General features: G+C 73.9%; 12 protein-coding genes. 8 read left to right on the top strand and 4 right to left on the bottom strand.

Annotation, left to right across the window (positions count from 1 at the left end; genetic code table 11):
• Positions 1 to 49 precede the first annotated feature (49 nt).
• The 6 genes from pdhA (at position 50) to OIE75_RS18925 (ending at position 7337) form a co-directional block, all read left to right on the top strand.
• On the top strand, positions 50 to 1204 hold the full coding sequence (pdhA, locus tag OIE75_RS18900) for a pyruvate dehydrogenase (acetyl-transferring) E1 component subunit alpha (protein ID WP_329471546.1): 1155 nt from the start codon (positions 50 to 52) through the stop codon (positions 1202 to 1204).
• A complete protein-coding gene (locus tag OIE75_RS18905; RefSeq protein WP_329471547.1) occupies positions 1201 to 2205 on the top strand; it encodes an alpha-ketoacid dehydrogenase subunit beta in 1005 nt (334 codons plus the stop codon). Before pdhA ends, OIE75_RS18905 begins: the two co-directional genes overlap by 4 nt.
• On the top strand, positions 2205 to 3629 hold the full coding sequence (locus tag OIE75_RS18910; RefSeq protein ID WP_329471548.1) for a dihydrolipoamide acetyltransferase family protein: 1425 nt from the start codon (positions 2205 to 2207) through the stop codon (positions 3627 to 3629). Before OIE75_RS18905 ends, OIE75_RS18910 begins: the two co-directional genes overlap by 1 nt.
• A gap of 80 nt (positions 3630 to 3709) precedes the next feature.
• On the top strand, positions 3710 to 4774 hold the full coding sequence (locus OIE75_RS18915) for an NTP transferase domain-containing protein (protein WP_443078372.1): 1065 nt from the start codon (positions 3710 to 3712) through the stop codon (positions 4772 to 4774).
• Complete coding sequence (locus OIE75_RS18920; RefSeq protein WP_329471549.1) at positions 4774 to 6243, top strand: molybdopterin molybdotransferase MoeA; 1470 nt, start codon at positions 4774 to 4776, stop codon at positions 6241 to 6243. Before OIE75_RS18915 ends, OIE75_RS18920 begins: the two co-directional genes overlap by 1 nt.
• The gene (locus tag OIE75_RS18925; protein WP_307013772.1) at positions 6240 to 7337 is read left to right on the top strand and encodes a potassium channel family protein; all 1098 of its coding nucleotides are present in this window, start codon (positions 6240 to 6242) and stop codon (positions 7335 to 7337) included. The genes OIE75_RS18920 and OIE75_RS18925 overlap by 4 nt, the downstream gene beginning before the upstream one ends.
• Positions 7338 to 7342: 5 nt before the next feature.
• Here OIE75_RS18925 and OIE75_RS18930 read toward each other — a convergent pair whose 3' ends face one another.
• Both OIE75_RS18930 and OIE75_RS18935 read right to left on the bottom strand, forming a co-directional pair.
• The gene (locus tag OIE75_RS18930; RefSeq protein WP_307013773.1) at positions 7343 to 8191 is read right to left on the bottom strand and encodes an ABC transporter permease; all 849 of its coding nucleotides are present in this window, start codon (positions 8189 to 8191) and stop codon (positions 7343 to 7345) included.
• Positions 8188 to 9216 (bottom strand): ATP-binding cassette domain-containing protein, encoded by a 1029-nt coding sequence (locus OIE75_RS18935; RefSeq protein WP_329471550.1) that lies wholly within the window; start codon positions 9214 to 9216, stop codon positions 8188 to 8190. Before OIE75_RS18935 ends, OIE75_RS18930 begins: the two co-directional genes overlap by 4 nt.
• A gap of 162 nt (positions 9217 to 9378) precedes the next feature.
• On the opposite strand from OIE75_RS18935, the gene OIE75_RS18940 reads away from it, so the two are divergent.
• The gene (locus OIE75_RS18940) at positions 9379 to 10371 is read left to right on the top strand and encodes an NAD(P)H-quinone oxidoreductase (protein ID WP_329471551.1); all 993 of its coding nucleotides are present in this window, start codon (positions 9379 to 9381) and stop codon (positions 10369 to 10371) included.
• Between the two features lie 85 nt (positions 10372 to 10456).
• On the opposite strand, the gene OIE75_RS18945 is transcribed toward OIE75_RS18940, so the two are convergent.
• Complete coding sequence (locus OIE75_RS18945; protein ID WP_329471552.1) at positions 10457 to 11224, bottom strand: hypothetical protein; 768 nt, start codon at positions 11222 to 11224, stop codon at positions 10457 to 10459.
• Positions 11225 to 11385: 161 nt separating this feature from the next.
• Between OIE75_RS18945 and OIE75_RS18950 the strand changes: the two genes are divergently transcribed.
• Positions 11386 to 11925, top strand: coding sequence for a bacterial proteasome activator family protein (locus OIE75_RS18950; RefSeq protein WP_234956520.1), 540 nt, complete (start codon positions 11386 to 11388; stop codon positions 11923 to 11925).
• A 95-nt stretch (positions 11926 to 12020) separates the two neighbouring features.
• Here the strand turns inward: OIE75_RS18950 and OIE75_RS18955 are convergent, their stop codons facing one another.
• Complete coding sequence (locus OIE75_RS18955; RefSeq protein ID WP_307013777.1) at positions 12021 to 13673, bottom strand: Stk1 family PASTA domain-containing Ser/Thr kinase; 1653 nt, start codon at positions 13671 to 13673, stop codon at positions 12021 to 12023.
• Between the last annotated feature and the right edge of the window lie 289 nt (positions 13674 to 13962).

Consider the following 13962-nt stretch of genomic DNA (forward strand, 5'->3'; position numbering starts at 1 on the left):
CGTCACACCCGTGGCGAGCCGACAGCCGCTCCCACGAGGAGGTGCCGTCATGACGGTCATGGAGCAGCGGGGCGCGTACCGGCCCACACCGCCGCCCGCCTGGCAGCCCCGTACCGACCCCGCGCCGCTGCTGCCCGACGCCGAGCCGTACCGCGTGCTCGGCACGAAGGCGGCCGAGCACGCCGACCCCGAGCTGCTGCGCACGCTCTACGCCCGGCTGGTCCACGGCCGGCGGTACAACGCGCAGGCGACGGCGCTGACCAAGCAGGGCCGACTGGCCGTCTACCCCTCCAGCACCGGCCAGGAGGCGTGCGAGATCGCCGCCGCGCTGGCCCTCCAGGAGCGGGACTGGCTCTTCCCCAGCTACCGGGACACGCTCGCCGTCGTCGCCCGGGGCGTCGACCCCGTCGAGGCCCTCACCCTGCTGCGCGGCGACTGGCACACCGGCTACGACTCCTACGAGCACCGGGTCGCCCCGCTGTCCACGCCGCTGGCCACCCAGCTGCCGCACGCCGTGGGCCTCGCGCACGCCGCCCGGCTCAAGGGCGACGACGTGGTCGCGCTCGCCATGGTCGGCGACGGCGGCACCAGCGAGGGCGACTTCCACGAGGCGCTGAACTTCGCCGCCGTCTGGCAGGCGCCCGTCGTCTTCCTGGTGCAGAACAACGGCTTCGCGATCTCCGTCCCGCTCGCCAAGCAGACCGCCGCCCCGTCGCTGGCCCACAAGGCCGTCGGCTACGGGATGCCGGGCCGCCTGGTCGACGGCAACGACGCGGTGGCCGTGCACGAGGTCCTCTCCGACGCCGTGCGCCGCGCGCGCGAGGGCGGCGGTCCCACGCTGGTGGAGGCGGTGACGTACCGCGTCGAGGCGCACACCAACGCCGACGACGCCACGCGCTACCGGGGCGACGCCGAGGTCGAGACCTGGCGGCGGCACGACCCGATCGAGCTGCTGGCGCGGGAGCTGACCGACCGCGGCCTGCTCGACGAGGACGCCGTCCTGGCGGCCCGCGAGGACGCCGAGGCCATGGCCGCGGACCTGCGCGCCCGGATGAACCGGGACCCGGAGCTGGACCCGATGGACCTGTTCGCCCACGTCTACGCCGAGCCCACCCCGCAGCTGCGCGAGCAGCGGGCGCTGCTGCGCGCGGAGCTGGAAGCCGCGGCCGAGGCGGAGACCGGGCCGGAAGGGACGCACCGATGACCACCGTCGCCGCCAAGCCGGCCACCATGGCGCAGGCCCTCACCCGCGCGCTGCGCGACGCCATGGCCGCCGACCCGGCCGTGCACGTCCTCGGCGAGGACGTGGGCACCCTCGGCGGCGTCTTCCGCGTCACGGACGGCCTCGCGAAGGAGTTCGGCGAGGACCGCTGCACGGACACCCCGCTCGCCGAGGCCGGCATCCTCGGCACGGCCGTCGGCATGGCGATGTACGGGCTGCGCCCGGTCGTGGAGATGCAGTTCGACGCCTTCGCCTACCCGGCGTTCGAGCAGGTCGTCAGCCACGTCACCAAGATGCGCAACCGCACGCGCGGGAAGATGCCCCTGCCGCTGACCATCCGCGTCCCCTACGGCGGCGGCATCGGCGGCGTCGAGCACCACAGCGACTCGTCCGAGGCGTACTACATGGCGACTCCGGGGCTCCATGTCGTCACGCCCGCGACCGTCGCCGACGCGTACGGGCTGCTGCGCGCGTCCATCGCCTCCGACGACCCGGTGGTCTTCCTCGAACCCAAGCGCCTGTACTGGTCGAAGGACTCCTGGAACCCCGAGGAGCCCACGCCCGTTGAACCGGTGGGCCGCGCGGTGGTGCGGCGTTCCGGCCGGAGCGCCACACTCATCACGTACGGGCCGTCGCTGGCCGTCTGCATGGAGGCGGCCGAGGCGGCCCGGGCCGAGGGCTGGGACCTCGAAGTCGTCGATCTGCGCTCCCTGGTGCCGTTCGACGACGAGACGGTGTGCGCTTCGGTACGGCGGACGGGACGCGCGGTCGTCGTCCACGAGTCGGGTTCCTTCGGGGGCCCGGGCGGGGAGATCGCGGCCCGGGTCACGGAGCGGTGCTTCCACCACCTGGAGGCGCCGGTGCTGCGTGTGGCCGGGTTCGACATCCCGTACCCGCCGCCGATGCTGGAACGCCACCACCTGCCCGGTGTGGACCGGATCCTGGACGCCGTGGGGCGCCTGCAGTGGGAGGCCGAAAGCTGATGGCACAGGTGCTGGAGTTCAAACTCCCGGACCTCGGTGAGGGGCTCACCGAGGCGGAGATCGTGCGCTGGCTCGTCGAGGTCGGCGAGGTCGTCGCCGTCGACCAGCCGGTCGTCGAGGTCGAGACGGCCAAGGCGATGGTCGAGGTGCCCTGCCCCTACGGCGGCGTGGTCACCGCCCGCTTCGGCGAGGAGGGCTCGGAGCTGCCCGTCGGCGCGCCGCTGCTGACGGTCGCCGTGGGCGAGCAAGCCGCCCCCGGCGGTCCGGAGCGGGACCCGGGCACGGGCGGCGCGGAGGCGGCGAGGGCCGAGACGACCAAGGCCGCGGCGACCGGGGCCGAGCAGCCCAAGGCCGAGGGTTCCGGCAACGTCCTGGTCGGCTACGGCACCTCGGAGGCACCGGCGCGGCGGCGCCGGGTGCGTCCGGTGCGTCCGGAGCCCGCCGCCCCGCAGGCCGGCGCGGCGGCGAACGGGCGGCCCGTCCGCACCGCCGAGCCGGAGGGCCCCGTCCCGGTCATCTCCCCGCTGGTCCGCAGGCTGGCCCGGCAGAACGATGTGGACCTGCGCGAACTGACAGGCTCGGGCCCCGACGGGCTGATCCTGCGGGCGGACGTGGAGTACGCGCTGCGTGCCGCCACCGCCCGGGGCGGCCGTACGGCGGTCCAGCCGGGTGTGGCGGACCAGGGGCCGAGCGCGCCGCTCGCCGGGTCCCCCGTGTCCTCCGCGCCGCGCCCCGGCGGCATCCGCACCCCCCTCAAGGGCGTCCGCGGCGCCGTCGCCGACAAGCTCTCCCGCAGCCGGCGCGAGATCCCCGACGCGACCTGCTGGGTGGACGCCGACGCGACCGAGCTGATGCGGGCGCGCACCGCGATGAACGCGTCGGGCGGCCCGAGGATCTCCCTCGTCGCGCTGCTGGCCCGGATCTGCACGGCCGCCCTGGCCCGCTTCCCGGAGCTGAACTCCACGGTCGACACTCAGGCCCGGGAGGTCGTCCAACTCGACCACGTCCACCTCGGCTTCGCCGCCCAGACGGACCGGGGGCTGGTCGTGCCGGTCGTCCGGGACGCGCACGCGCGGGACGCCGAGGGGCTCACCGCGGAGTTCGCCCGGCTGACCGAGGCGGCCCGTGCGGGCCGGCTGACGCCCGGTGAGCTGACCGGTGGCACCTTCACGTTGAACAACTACGGCGTGTTCGGCGTCGACGGCTCCACGCCGATCATCAACCACCCCGAGGCGGCGATGCTCGGCGTCGGCCGCATCGTCCCCAAGCCGTGGGTGCACGAGGGCGAGTTGGCGGTGCGGCAGGTCGTCCAGCTGTCGCTCACCTTCGACCACCGGGTCTGCGACGGCGGCACGGCGGGGGGTTTCCTGCGGTACGTGGCGGACTGCGTGGAACAGCCGGCGGTGCTGCTGCGCACCCTGTGACGCGGGTGCGGCCGCGCAGACGCTGATTGCGCGGCCTCCCCCACGTTCCCTGTGATCGCGCAGGGCCCCATACTCGGGGGGTGACCGCGTACGAGCCCTCCGGCGATCCCGGCGCCGGCACCGGCCCCGCGCCGGGCCCCGGCCCCGCCGGGTACGACGCCGTCGTGCTCGCGGGCGGGGCCGCCCGGCGGCTCGGCGGTGCCGACAAACCCGGCCTGCGCGTGGGCGGGCGTGCGCTCCTCGACCGGGTGCTCGCCGCCTGCGCCGGAGCGCGCACCACCGTCGTCGTCGCCGGCCCGCGGCCCACCGCCCGCCCGGTGACCTGGGCCCGCGAGGACCCGCCGGGTGGCGGACCGCTCGCCGCCCTCGCGGCCGGACTGCGGCACACCACGGCCGAGTTCGTCGTCGTGCTCTCCGCCGACCTGCCGTTCCTGGGCGAACCCACCGTCGCCCGGCTGCTGTCGGCCCTCGCCGCGGGCGAGGCGGACGGCGTGCTGCTCACCGACGCCCACGGCCGCGACCAGCCCCTGGTGGCGGCCTATCGCGCGTCCGCCGTACGTCGCGAACTCGCTGCGATGGCTGGGGACCGGGCAGGCCGGAAGGCCCGCGAGGCACCGGCGGATCGCAGGGGCCGGGCCGATCGCGAAGACCGGGCCGGCCGGGAAGACCCCGTGGGCGACGAAGGCCGGGCCGGCCGGGCAGATCCGGCGGGCCGCGAGGGCCGGGAGGACCCCGGCGACCGTCCGGATCTCACGGGGATGCCCCTGCGCCGTCTCACCGGCGCCCTCCGGCTCGCCCGGGTCCCCGACGCCGTCGCCTCCTTCGACTGCGACACCTGGGACGACATCGCCACCGCAAGGGCACGCATCAGGGAGCATGGTCACGTGTTGGATGAATGGATCTCCGCAGCCAAGGAAGAGCTGGGCATCGACCTCGACGTCGACACCGGCCTCCTGCTCGACCTCGCGCGTGACGCCGCCCACGGAGTGGCCCGGCCCGCGGCGCCGCTGACCACCTTCCTCGTCGGCTACGTCGCCGGGCGGGCCGGGGGAGGTCCCGAGGCGGTCGCCGAGGCCGCCCGCAAGGCCGCGGCCCTCGCCCAGCGCTGGGCGGACGAGGCCACCGACGCCCGCCCGGACGCCTGATGGCCTCCCCCGGCACCTGGGCCGACGAGGAAGACCTCGACGTCGAGGAGGCGCTCGCCCTCGTGAAGGAGAACCCCGGCCGCCCGCACGGCCACCCCGGCCCTCCGCACGGCGATCCCGGCCACCCGCACGGCCGTCCCGGCCCTTCCCACGGCGACCCCGGCCACGCGGCGGCCCGCGCCACGACCGGCGGCCGTCAGGGCGCCTCGAGCGGCCCCGTCGAGCCTCGTGAGCCCTCCGACTCCCCCAAGTCCCAGCACCACGCGACACCCTGGCCCGAGGCCCGGTCGGCCGCCGAGCGCGCCGCCCGCTCCGCCGCCCGTGCCGCCCGCCGCACGCCGGTCTCCGTGCCGCTCGACGCGGCCCTCGGACTCACCCTGGCCGCGCCCCTGACCGCCCTCACCGACCTGCCGTCCTTCGACACCTCCGCGATGGACGGCTGGGCCGTCGCCGGTCCGGGCCCCTGGACCGTGCGCGACGAAGGCGTCCTGGCCGGACACGCGGAGGCCGCGCCCCTCACCGACGGCGAGGCCGCCCGGATCGCCACCGGCGCCCGCATCCCCCCGGACACCACCGCCGTACTGCGCACCGAGCACGGCCGCACCGACGACCGGGACCGGCTCCACCCCACCCGCGAGGTCGTCCACGGCCAGGACATCCGCCCGCGCGGCCAGGAGTGCCGCAGCGGCGACCAGTTGCTGCCCGTCGGCACCCTCGCGACCCCGCCCGTGCTGGGCCTCGCGGCGGCCGCCGGGTACGACACCCTCACCACGGTCCCCCGCCCCCGCGTCGACGTCCTCGTCCTCGGCGACGAACTGCTCACCGGTGGCCTCCCGCACGACGGCCTGATCCGGGACGCGCTCGGCCCGATGCTGCCGCACTGGCTGCGCGCGCTGGGCGCCGAGGTCCGCACCGTCCGCCGCATCGGCGACGACGCCGAAGCGCTGGAACATGCCGTCACGACCTGCGACGCCGACCTGATCGTCACGACCGGCGGTACCGCCGCCGGGCCCGTCGACCACGTCCACCCGATCCTGCGCCGGATCGGCGCCGACCTCCTCGTGGACGGCGTCAAGGTGCGCCCGGGACACCCGATGCTGCTGGCCCGCCTCAAGGACGACCAGCACCTCGTCGGGCTGCCCGGCAATCCCCTGGCCGCCGTCTCCGGACTGCTCACCCTCGCCGAGCCGCTGCTGCGCACGCTCGCCGCCCGCCCGGCGCCCGAGCGGTACACGCTGCCGCTGAGCGACGCGGTGCACGGGCACCCCTACGACACCCGGCTCGTCCCCGTCGTGCTGCGCGAGGACGGCGCCGCGCCGCTGCACTACAACGGCCCGGCCATGCTGCGCGGCATCGCGGCCGCCGACGCGCTGGCCGTCGTACCCCCGGGCGGAGCGCGGTCGGGTCAGGAGGCGGAGTTGCTGGACCTGCCCTGGGCCACCGCCGGAATCGGAGTGTGTTTCACGTGAAACTTCCGGGCCAGGACGCGATCGCCCGCCAAGCGGACGAGCACCTCGTGACCCACCGGGTGAAGCTCCCCAGGAAACTGGTGGAGCACCCGATCCGCCAGGTCGCCAAACGGCTGTCCATGGCCCTGGTCGTGCTGGTCGCGACGGCGTTCATCGTCTACGCCGACGCCGACGGCTACAACGACAACTCCGACGGCTCGGTCGATCTTCTCGACGCCTTCTACTACGCCACCGTCACCCTCTCCACCACCGGCTACGGCGACATCACCCCGGTCAGCGACGCCGCCCGGCTGACCAACATCTTCATCATCACGCCCCTGCGTGTGATGTTCCTGATCATCCTGGTCGGCACCACGCTGGAAGCCCTCACCGAGCGCACTCGGGAGGAGTGGCGCCTGAACCGCTGGAGGTCCACCTTGCGCGATCACACCGTCGTCGTCGGCTTCGGCACCAAGGGGAGGTCGGCGATCCAGACCGTCTGCGCGACCGGCCTGCGCAAGGAGCAGGTGGTGGTGGTCGACCCGAGCGGGAAGGCCATCGAGGCCGCGACGGCGCACGGCTACGCGGGCGTGATAGGCGACGCGACGCGCAGCGACGTCCTCAACCGCGCCGAGCTGTTCCGGGCGAAGCAGATCATCATCGCCACCCAGCGGGACGACACGGCCGTGCTGGTGACGCTGACGGCCCGGCAGATGAACCGGGGCGCGAAGATCGTGGTCGCGGTCCGCGAGGAGGAGAACGCGCCGCTGCTGAAGCAGTCCGGCGCCGACGCCGTGATCACCAGCGCCAGCGCCGCGGGCCGGCTGCTCGGACTCTCGGTGCTCAGCCCCGCCGCCGGCATGGTCATGGAGGACCTGATCAGCCAGGGCAGCGGCCTCGACCTCATCGAGCGGCCCGTCATAAAGGCCGAGGTGGGCAAGAACCTGCGCGAGGTGAGCGACCTGGTGGTGAGCGTCCTGCGGGGGCACCGGGTCCTGGGGTACGACGACGCGGCCGTCGGCGGCCTGGAGCTGACGGACCGGCTGATCACGATCGTGCGGGCGACGCCGACCACCCAAGTGGCGCCCGACGCCCGCCCGCTGCCCCGCGACTGACGCGGCTACTTGCGGTTGTAGAGCCGCATCGTGACGGGGCCGAAGACCAGCAGGAGCGCGCCCGCCCAGCCCAGCGTCCAGGCGATCTCGACGCCGGGCCACTCGCCCGCCATCAGGCCGCGCACCGCGGACGCGAGGTGGGTGATCGGGCTGTTGTTGACGAAGGCCTGGAGCCAGCCCGGCATGGTCTTCGGGTCGACGAAGACGTTGGACAGGAAGGTGAGCGGGAAGATCACCATCATGCTGACGCTCATCACCGACTTCTCGGTGCGCAGCATCAGCCCGAACATCGTCCAGATCCACGAGAAGGCGAACGAGAAGACCAGAAGCAGCGCGATGCCGGCGACCACGCCGACGAACCCGCCGTCGGGCCGGTAGCCGAGCAGCAGACCCACCGCGAGCATCACGACGGACGCGATGGTGTAGCGCAGCGCGTCGCCGAGCAGGTAGCCGACCATCGCCGAGGGCCGCCAGATCGGCAGCGAACGGAAGCGGTCGAAGACGCCCTTCTCGATGTCGACGTTCACCGAGATGCCGGTGTACATCGTGATCATCACGACCGACATCACGAGGATGCCCGGCAGGACGAACTGGATGTAGTCACCGGGTGAACCCGCCAGCGCACCGCCGAAGAGGTACGTGAACATCAACAGGTTCATGATCGGGAAGGCGGTGACGTCGAAGAGCTGCTCCGGCACGTGCTTGATCTTGAGGATCGCGCGCCAGCCGAACGTCACGGACGTGGACAGGGCACTGGGCCGGGGCGGGCGCTCCTTGGCCACCAGCAGCGCCGCCAGGGACTCGGCGCTGACCGGGGAGAGCTCCTTGCCCTCGGGGCTCGTGGCCGTGCTCATGCCGCCACCTCGTCCTTCTTCTCGGTGCCGGAGCCGGCGTCGGGGCCGGTGCTCCGGCCGGTGTCGTGTCCGGTCAGCGCCAGGAAGACCTCGTCGAGGCTGGGCTGTCCCAGGGAGAAGCTGTCGACGGTGATGCCGGCCCGCGCCAGCTCACCGAGCGCCTTGGCGGCCTGGTCGGCGGCGGTGTCGCCGGCCGCCGCGCTGAGGCGCGCGCTCAGTGCCACCGGATCGGGCTCCAGCTGCACCTCGGCGACCAGCAGGTTCCGCAGCAGCTGCTCGGCCTCCGGGCGCTCCTCGGCGTCCCGCAGCCGCAGATGGACGGAGCCGGCGCCGACGGACGCCTTCAGCTCGCCCTTGGTGCCCTCGGCGATCACCTTGCCCTGGTCGATGACGGCGATCCGGGACGCCAGCTGGTCGGCCTCGTCCAGGTACTGCGTGGTCAGCAGCACGGTGGTGCCCTGGGCCACGACCGCGCGCACGATGTCCCACACCTGGTTGCGGCTGCGCGGGTCGAGGCCGGTGGTCGGCTCGTCCAGGAAGAGCAGGTCGGGAGTGTTGAGGATGGACGCGGCGATGTCGATGCGCCGCCGCATACCGCCGGAGTAGTGCTTGACCTGCTTCGCCGCGGCGTCCGTCAGGCCGAAGGCCGCCAGCAACTGCTCGCCCCGCTCCCGTGCGGCCACCTTGCCGTGACCGAGGAGGCGGCCCAGCAGGATCAGGTTCTCGGTGCCGGTGAGGTCCTCGTCCACGGAGGCGTACTGACCGGTGAGGCTCACCCGGCTGCGTACCTCGTCCGCCTCGTGTACGACGTCACGGCCGAAGACCCGGGCCTGGCCGGCGTCCGGCCGCAGCAGGGTGGCGAGCATCTTCACCGTGGTGGTCTTGCCCGCGCCGTTCGGTCCGAGGACGCCGTAGACCGTGCCGGCGGGCACCGAGAGGTCCACCCCGTCCACGGCCCGGGTCTCACCGAACGTCTTCACCAGTCCCGCGGTCTCGATCGCGGGGCCGGACGTGTGCGTGCTCATGCTGGTGGTCCTTCCGCCTTCTTGGGCTACGCATGGGGAGACCTTTACCGTCGCGCAAACTCATCGGTCGTGCGAAGGGATTTCCGGAGGGACGGTCCCAAAGTCGCAGGGCGCTCGGTCCGGGGACCCGGGCACGGGGGACCACAGGAGTAGCGTCGCCCCATGCATGCGATCACGATTTCCGAACCCGGCGGCCCCGAGGCGCTGGTCTGGACCGAGGTTCCCGACCCGGTGCCCGGCGACGGCGAGGTCCTGGTCGAGGTGGCGGCCAGCGCCGTCAACCGCGCCGACATCATGCAGCGCCAGGGGTTCTACGATCCCCCGCCCGGCGCCTCCCCGTACCCCGGCCTGGAGTGTTCCGGGCGGATCGCCGCGCTCGGGCCCGGCGTGTCCGGCTGGGCCGTCGGCGACGAGGTGTGCGCGCTGCTCTCGGGCGGCGGCTACGCGGAGAAGGTCGTCGTTCCGTCCGGCCAGCTGCTGCCGGTGCCCAAGGGCGTCGGCCTCAAGGAGGCGGCGGCGCTGCCCGAGGTGGTCTGCACCGTCTGGTCGAACGTCTTCATGGTCGCCCACCTGCGGCCCGGCGAGACCCTCCTCGTGCACGGCGGCTCCAGCGGCATCGGCACCATGGCGATCCAGCTCGCCAAGGCGGTGGGCGCGCGCATCGCCGTGACGGCGGGCACCCCGGAGAAGCTGGAGCGCTGCGCCGAGCTGGGCGCCGACATCCTGGTCAACTACCGGGAGCAGGACTTCGTCGCCGAGCTGAAGGAGGCGACGGGCGGCGCGGGCGCCGACGTGATCCTCGACAACATGGGGGCCAAGTACCTGGACCGCAACGTCCGGGCCCTCGCGGTGAACGGCCGGCTGGCGATCATCGGCATGCAGGGCGGCCGGAAGGGCGAGCTGGACATCGGCACGCTCCTCGCCAAGCGCGCCGCCGTGAGCGCGACCTCGCTGCGGGCCCGCCCGCCGGAGGAGAAGGCGGCCATCGTGGCCGCCGTACGGGAGCACGTCTGGCCGCTCTTCGCCCAAGGCGGTAGTGCTCGCGTACGCCCGGTCGTCGACCGCGAACTGGCGATGAGCGACGCCGCCGACGGCCACCGGGTGGTGGAGGAGAGCGGCCACATCGGCAAGGTGCTGCTGGTCACCGGGGTCTAGGCCCCCCCGGCGGATCGGCTCGCCCGAAGGGCCGCGGCGCGGCTCCGTGCCCGGCGGGCGAGCCGTGGTCCGCCATGGGGCCGGCCTACCCCCGGCGCAGGCGCAGGCCCACGAAGGCGAGGGCCAGGCCGAGGCCGATGAGGACCAGGCCGCTGCCCAGGGGGAGCACCCGCAGCACGGGTTCGGTGGCGGCGGCCCGCGTACCGGTCCCGGGCTGGGGCCGGGACGGCGAGGCGGAGGGCACCAGGGCGGCCTCGCCGGGCGGCTCGGCGGTGGCCGGGTCCTCGGCCGGGCCGTCGTGTTCGCCCCACGCCCTGCGGCCGGCGTTCTCGTGGGCGCGGTCCTTCTCCGGCCTCCACTCCCCGGCACGGCCGGGCCTCTGTCTTCCCTCGCCCGGCGCGCTCCCCGCCCGGGACGGCTCGGCCGTGGAGGCGGCGGGGGCCGCCGAACGCGCCGAGGCGCCGGACGTCGAGGGCGAGGCCGCGGTGGAGGGCGTGGCGGAACCGTGCGCCCTGCCGCCCCCCGGCCGGGTCTGCCCGGCGGAGGGCGCGGCGGGACCGGCCTCGGGACGCTCAGGGCGCTCCGGGGGGCCGGGGCGCTCGTGCCCGCCGGACTGCCCGGGACGTTCGTGCCCGCCCCGCCCGTCCTGGTCCCCGCCGTCCGGGGCGTCCGCGGCCGCCCCCGGCACCGCACCGTGCCCCGGCCGCGAGGGGGACGGGGTGAAGGCGGCCCCCACCGCCGCGAACCCGGCGACGCCGTGCGCCGCCCCCACCCCGTAGGGCGACACCAGTGCGCCGAACCCCAGTGCTCCCACCAGTCCCGTCGCTCGCAGTGTGCGCAGCCATGGAGTCACGTCCGTGACCCCCTCCCGGTGTAACCAGTCGTGGAAAATCGACGGAACAAGCCTCACACCAGGCAGCGATTCTGGCATTTCGGACGGGGCCGAACGCGGTGCGGCACCTTTGGGCGGGGGCACCGCCCGGCCGCCACGCACCGGTGCGAGACAATGGCGGCATGGAGATGCCGAGGAACGACAGGTCGCCGGAGAACCCCCAGATCCTGGTCGTCGGCCAGGACGGAATGGCGCTGGGCGGCGGCGGGGACGACGACTCCCGGGAGGTCCCGGTGACCGAGCAGGTGGAGCAGCCGGCCAAGGTCATGCGGATCGGCAGCATGATCAAGCAGCTGCTGGAGGAGGTGCGCGTCGCGCCCCTGGACGAGGCGAGCCGGGCCCGGCTCAAGGAGATCCACGCCAGCTCGGTGAAGGAGCTGGAGGACGGGCTGGCCCCGGAGCTGGTCGAGGAGCTGGAGCGGCTCTCGCTGCCCTTCACGGACGGCGCGACCCCGACCGACGCGGAGCTGCGGATCGCGCAGGCGCAGCTGGTCGGCTGGCTGGAGGGCCTGTTCCACGGCATCCAGACCACGCTGTTCGCCCAGCAGATGGCCGCGCGGGCCCAGCTGGAGCAGATGCGCCGCGCCCTGCCGCCGGGGGTCGCCCCGGACGGCGAGGAGCCCCCGCAGCCGGGCGGCCGCTCGGGCGGCCCCTACCTCTAGCCTCTGGAGGGACCCCCGACCCGCGGGAGCCTCCCCCACGACACCGCGAAGGGCCCGGCAGCAGCTGCTGCCGGGCCCTTCGCGGTGTCACGCGCTCACTCGGAGGCCGGGTTGCCCGTCGAGACCTTGAGCTGGATCTCCGGCATGTCCTCCGGGTCGACGTCCGTGCCGGCCGCCGGGAACTGGTCCCGGATCGAGCCCTCGCCGTACGTGTTCTCGTCGACCTCGACGACCTTCATCCGCCAGCCCGCGGCGTTGAAGCACTCCTTGACCGAGCCGATGTACTTGAACGTGAAGTCCGGCACCTTGATCTTGTCGGGGTCGTTGTACGACTCCTCCGGCTCGGTGCACTCGTCCTTCTCGATGGTCTTCGTCTTGTCCGGCCCGCGGTAGCCCGCCGCCTTCGACGCCGACACGGAGGCGCTGGGGGAGCCGCCGCCCTCCGGGTCCTCACCGCCGCCGCCGTTCATCAGCAGCGCGCCGACCAGTCCGCCGACGGCCACCACGGCGACCACGATCGAGCCGATGATCACCGGCTTGTTGTTCCTGCCCCCGCCCGCGCCGCCGGAGGCCGGGGCCGACGGCGTCAGGTTGTACGGCGGCGGCGTGGACGCGCCCTGCTGCCCGTGCTGTCCGTAGGGGGCGGGCGTCTGGTAGCCGCCCTGCTGCGGATAGCCGTAGGCGGCGGGCGAGTGCGTGGCGGGTGCCGGGCCGCCGTACGGGTTCGGGGCCGGAGTCGGCTGGTACGGCGTCTGGACGGGGCCGGTGGGGGCCGGGGTGCCCTGGTCGACCGGCGGGAAGACCGCGGAGCCGACACCGGCGCCGCTCGCCGCGGCCGCGCCGGGCACGATGCTCGGCGGGGCGGCGTGGAAGGACTGCGCCACCCGCAGGCACTCGTCCCGCATGGCCTCGGCGCTCGGGAAGCGTTCGTTCGGGTTCTTCTTCAGGGCGCGGGCCACCAGCGCGTCCACCGCCGGGGGCAGCGACCGGTTGACCGAGGAGGGGGCCACCGGCTCCTCCTGCACGTGCGCGTACGCGATGGCCAGCGGCGAGTCCGCGTCGAACGGCAGTCGCCCGGTGACCAGTTGGAACAGCATGATGCCGACCGAGTACAGGTCGGAGCGGGCGTCCACGCCGCGGCCGAGGGCCTGTTCGGGGGAGAGGTACTGCGGGGTGCCGACCACCATGCCGGTCTGCGTCATCGAGGTGACGCCGGACTGCATGGCGCGGGCGATGCCGAAGTCCATGACCTTGACCACGCCGCGCTTGGTCATCATCACGTTGCCCGGCTTGATGTCCCGGTGGACCAGGCCCATCTCGTGGCTGATCTCCAGGGCCGCCAGCACGTCCGCGGTGATCTTCAGCGCCTTGTCGGCGGGCATCGCGCCCTGCTGCCGGACGTCCTCGTCGAGCACCGAGCCCAGCGGGCGGCCCTCGACGTACTCCATGACGATGTACGGCGTCGTCATGGAGTCCAGCTCGTCCTCGCCGGTGTCGAAGACCGAGACGATGTTGGTGTGCGTGAGCTTGGCCACGGCCTGGGCCTCGCGGCGGAAGCGCTCGCGGAAGGCCTGTTCCCGGCCCAGCTCGGTGTGGAGCGTCTTGATCGCGACCTGGCGGTCGAGGACCGAGTCGTACGCCAGGTGCACGGAGGCCATACCGCCCTCACCGAGCAAGTCGCGCAGCTGGTAACGGCCGCCGGCGAGCGCGCGCCCCGCGTACCGGCCCTGTCCGGCGTCCTGGCTCATGTCTCTGCGTCCCCCATAGGCGCCGCGGCGCCGGTGGCAGCAGGCCGCGCGCTCGTGATCGAAAGTGCTATTCCCGGCCAAGTCTGCCCGAGGGCACTGACACGTCAAGCGCGGTGCCCGTTCCGTGACCGTACGCGAAAGAAGCGTCGCGGAAGCGTTACAGCCGCCGTACCGCCGGTACACAGAATTTGCACGACAGTAAGGAACCAGGGTTTCATGACCGGTCCGTCTCATGTCCGGTCCCGGCCCCCCATCCCGGACCGGAGGCCGCCGCGGAGCCTGTAGCGTG

The sequence above is a fragment of the Streptomyces sp. NBC_01723 genome (genome assembly GCF_036246005.1).
GTDB lineage: Bacteria > Actinomycetota > Actinomycetes > Streptomycetales > Streptomycetaceae > Streptomyces.

Excerpts from the sequence above, each read along its gene's own strand:
- OIE75_RS18910 (WP_329471548.1), top strand. The coding sequence starts at position 2,205 with ATGGCACAGGTGCTGGAGTTCAAACTCCCGGACCTCGGTGAGGGGCTC.
- OIE75_RS18935 (WP_329471550.1), bottom strand. The coding sequence starts at position 9,216 with ATGAGCACGCACACGTCCGGCCCCGCGATCGAGACCGCGGGACTGGTG.
- OIE75_RS18905 (WP_329471547.1), top strand. The coding sequence starts at position 1,201 with ATGACCACCGTCGCCGCCAAGCCGGCCACCATGGCGCAGGCCCTCACC.
- OIE75_RS18950 (WP_234956520.1), top strand. The coding sequence starts at position 11,386 with ATGGAGATGCCGAGGAACGACAGGTCGCCGGAGAACCCCCAGATCCTG.
- OIE75_RS18930 (WP_307013773.1), bottom strand. The coding sequence starts at position 8,191 with ATGAGCACGGCCACGAGCCCCGAGGGCAAGGAGCTCTCCCCGGTCAGC.
- OIE75_RS18955 (WP_307013777.1), bottom strand. The coding sequence starts at position 13,673 with ATGAGCCAGGACGCCGGACAGGGCCGGTACGCGGGGCGCGCGCTCGCC.
- OIE75_RS18920 (WP_329471549.1), top strand. The coding sequence starts at position 4,774 with ATGGCCTCCCCCGGCACCTGGGCCGACGAGGAAGACCTCGACGTCGAG.
- OIE75_RS18940 (WP_329471551.1), top strand. The coding sequence starts at position 9,379 with ATGCATGCGATCACGATTTCCGAACCCGGCGGCCCCGAGGCGCTGGTC.
- pdhA (WP_329471546.1), top strand. The coding sequence starts at position 50 with ATGACGGTCATGGAGCAGCGGGGCGCGTACCGGCCCACACCGCCGCCC.